We start from the raw sequence: 2,575 nt of genomic DNA, 5'->3' as shown, positions 1-2,575 counted from the left end.
AGGAGAACCGCAGCCGCGGCGCACGTCCCGCGAGGGATGTGCGCCGCGGCTGCGGTTGCTCGCCGCGTCTCCTACCGGGCCTGCGCAGCCGCCTTGGCCTTCTTGGCCTCCTGCTTGCGCAGCTCCTTCTCGCTGACCGGCGCCGTGCCACTCGCCCGCAGCTCGCGGTAGTACGCCCGGGCCTCGTCCTGCCGCTCCTTCTCGGAGCCGTCGGCGATCGGGGCACGCAGGTGCTCCTGGGAGAAGCCCCAGGCGTCGATGACGTCGAGCACGTGCGGACGCAGAGCCTTCAGCATGCGGTCGATCGTCGCCGTCACGGCCTTGGCCCGGCCCGTCGAGATACGACCGTTGGTCAGGTGCCAGTCCAGGTGGCGCTCGATGGTGGTGAGGCCGTAGATGTCGCGCAGCAGCGTCAGCACCGTGCGGGTACCCGGGTCGGTCACCTTGCCGATGGCCTTGGTGAACGCGTCCCAGCGGACCAGCTCGGCCCACGCGGCCGCGGACCCGATGAGGTTGACCTGGTTGTCGTCGAAGATCTCCTGCGCCTTGATCGAGTCGGCCTTGAGCGCGGGGCGCATGCCCATCGCGGTGGCCGCGACCATGCCCTCGTAGCGACCGGCGATCAGCCCGCGCTGCACGTCGGCGTCGAGCAGACGGCCCGCGGACCGGGCGGCGCCACCGTCGGCCACCGACTGGCCGAGCCGGCGCAGCGGGGTCTTGTGCAGCACGGCGTCCTTGGCCTGCCCGGCCACGATGCCCGCCATGCCCGCCGGGGACTTCGCGGCCCGCGCCATCTTCTTGCCGTGGTCCCCCACCAGGCGCTTGGCCGCGAGCTGCAGCAGCACGTGGTTGTCGCCCTCGAAGGTGGCGTAGATGTCGAGGTCCGCGCGCAGCCCGGTGAACCGGTTCTCGGACAGGAATCCGGCTCCGCCGCAGGCCTCGCGGCACTCCTGCAGGGTGTCGAGGGCGTACCAGGTGGACGTCGCCTTGAGCGCCGCCGCCGTCGTCTCCAGGTCCTCACGCTTGGCGGGGGTGTCCTCGCGTCCAGAGAAGACGTCGTCGAACAGGTCCAGGAGCTCGTCGTGCGCGAAGTGCATCGCGTACGCCTCGGCGATCCGGGGGAAGAGCCGGCGACGGTGCGTCGCGTAGTCGAGGAGCGTCAGCTCGTCGGCGCCGGTCGCGGGCGAGAACTGGCGACGCTGCTCGGCGTACTTCGTGGCGATCGCGAGGCCGATCTTCGCCGCGGTGATCGCCGCGCCGTCGAGCGAGACCCGACCCTGCACGAGGGCGCCGAGCATGGTGAAGAAGCGGCGTCCGGGGCTGTCGATCGACGAGGTGTAGGTACCGTCCGCCGCCACCTGGCCGTACCGGGCCAGCAGGTCCTGACGGGGCACCCGCACGTCCGTGAAGTGCAGCTTGCCGTTGTCGATGCCGTTCAGGCCACCCTTCTGCCCGTCGTCCTCGCCGCCGACGCCGGGCAGGAACTCCATGGTCTGCGGGTCCCGGATCGGCACGTAGAAGCAGTGCACGCCGTGGTCGACGCCGTTGGTGATCAGCTGTGCGAACACCGTCGCCGCCACGCCGTGCCTCGCCGCGTTGCCGAGGTACTGCTTCCACGCCCCGCGGAACGGGGTGTTGATGACGAACTCCTCGGTCTCCGGGTCGTACGTCGCGGTGGTGCCGATGGCGGCGACGTCGGACCCGTGACCCGTCTCGGTCATCGCGAAGGCGCCCGGGACGCTCAGGTCCATGGCGCCCGGCAGCAGGCGGTCCTTCTGCTCCTCCGTGCCGAGGTGGTTGATCGCGGACGCGAACAGCCCCCACTGCACACCCGACTTGATCTGCAGCGACGGGTCAGCGGCGACGAGCTCCTCGAAGCCCACCAGATTCGCGCCCGCCTGGTCGCGACCGCCGAGCCGCTCCGGGAAGGCCCGCAGCACCTGGCCGTACGGCACCATCTGCTTCATCTGCGCGAGGGTGATCTCCCGGTGCTCCTCCTTGGTGATCCCCTCCTGCTTCCACAGCTCGGGGTGCTCGGCCACCATCCGGCGGGCCTCGGACCGCTCCTCGGGCCAGCGCCCGAGCAGCATCCGCTGCAGGGCGGGCACGTCCACTCGGGTGCCCGACGCCGGACGGGTCGCCTCGGGCTGGGGCGCCACGGCCTGCGGGGCCGTCGCCGTGGGGGTCACGGGCTCGGAGGTGGTCGTCATCGGTTCTCCTCGGTGTTCGGCCGGAGGGCCAGGTCTGGTGTCGGGAGGGTGGGTCGGGGTCAGGCGGTCGCGGGCGCCGCGCCGGGCCGGGCCTGGTGCAGCACTCCCACCGGACCGGTCCAGAGCCAGAGCGTCACGCGTTCGGTGAGCTGTTCACGGGTCAGCGGCGTCGACTCGATGTTGCGGTGGCCGAGCCACCACTCACCGGAGCCGCGCACGAAGCCGACGGCGCCGGCGGCCCAGGCCGCCGCGTCGGCCGGAGGGACGTCGGTGGCACGCGCGAACGGCTCGGCGACGAGCTCGATCACGGAGTCGAGGTAGGCACCCAGCGGGTGCAGGTCGGCCGGCGAGGTCGGCGCGGCGTC

General features: G+C 72.0%; 1 protein-coding gene and 1 pseudogene. Both read right to left on the bottom strand.

All coding sequences use genetic code 11. From position 1 onward, the window contains the following. Window positions 1–71 precede the first annotated feature (71 nt). Window positions 72–2,210, bottom strand: coding sequence for an acyl-CoA dehydrogenase family protein (locus PROKR_RS09915; RefSeq protein ID WP_036962650.1), 2,139 nt, complete (start codon window positions 2,208–2,210; stop codon window positions 72–74). Between the two features lie 59 nt (window positions 2,211–2,269). Next, a pseudogene (locus PROKR_RS34485) lies at window positions 2,270–2,575 on the bottom strand (TetR/AcrR family transcriptional regulator); the annotation flags it as partial.

This window comes from Promicromonospora kroppenstedtii DSM 19349, from assembly GCF_000515355.1.
Classification (GTDB): Bacteria; Actinomycetota; Actinomycetes; order Actinomycetales; family Cellulomonadaceae; genus Promicromonospora; species Promicromonospora kroppenstedtii.
The sequence above is the reverse complement of the archived record's forward strand: the minus strand, read 5'-3'. Positions and strand labels throughout refer to the sequence as shown.

Coding starts and splice junctions, on each gene's coding strand:
- PROKR_RS09915 (WP_036962650.1), bottom strand. CDS start 2,210: ATGACGACCACCTCCGAGCCCGTGACCCCCACGGCGACGGCCCCGCAG.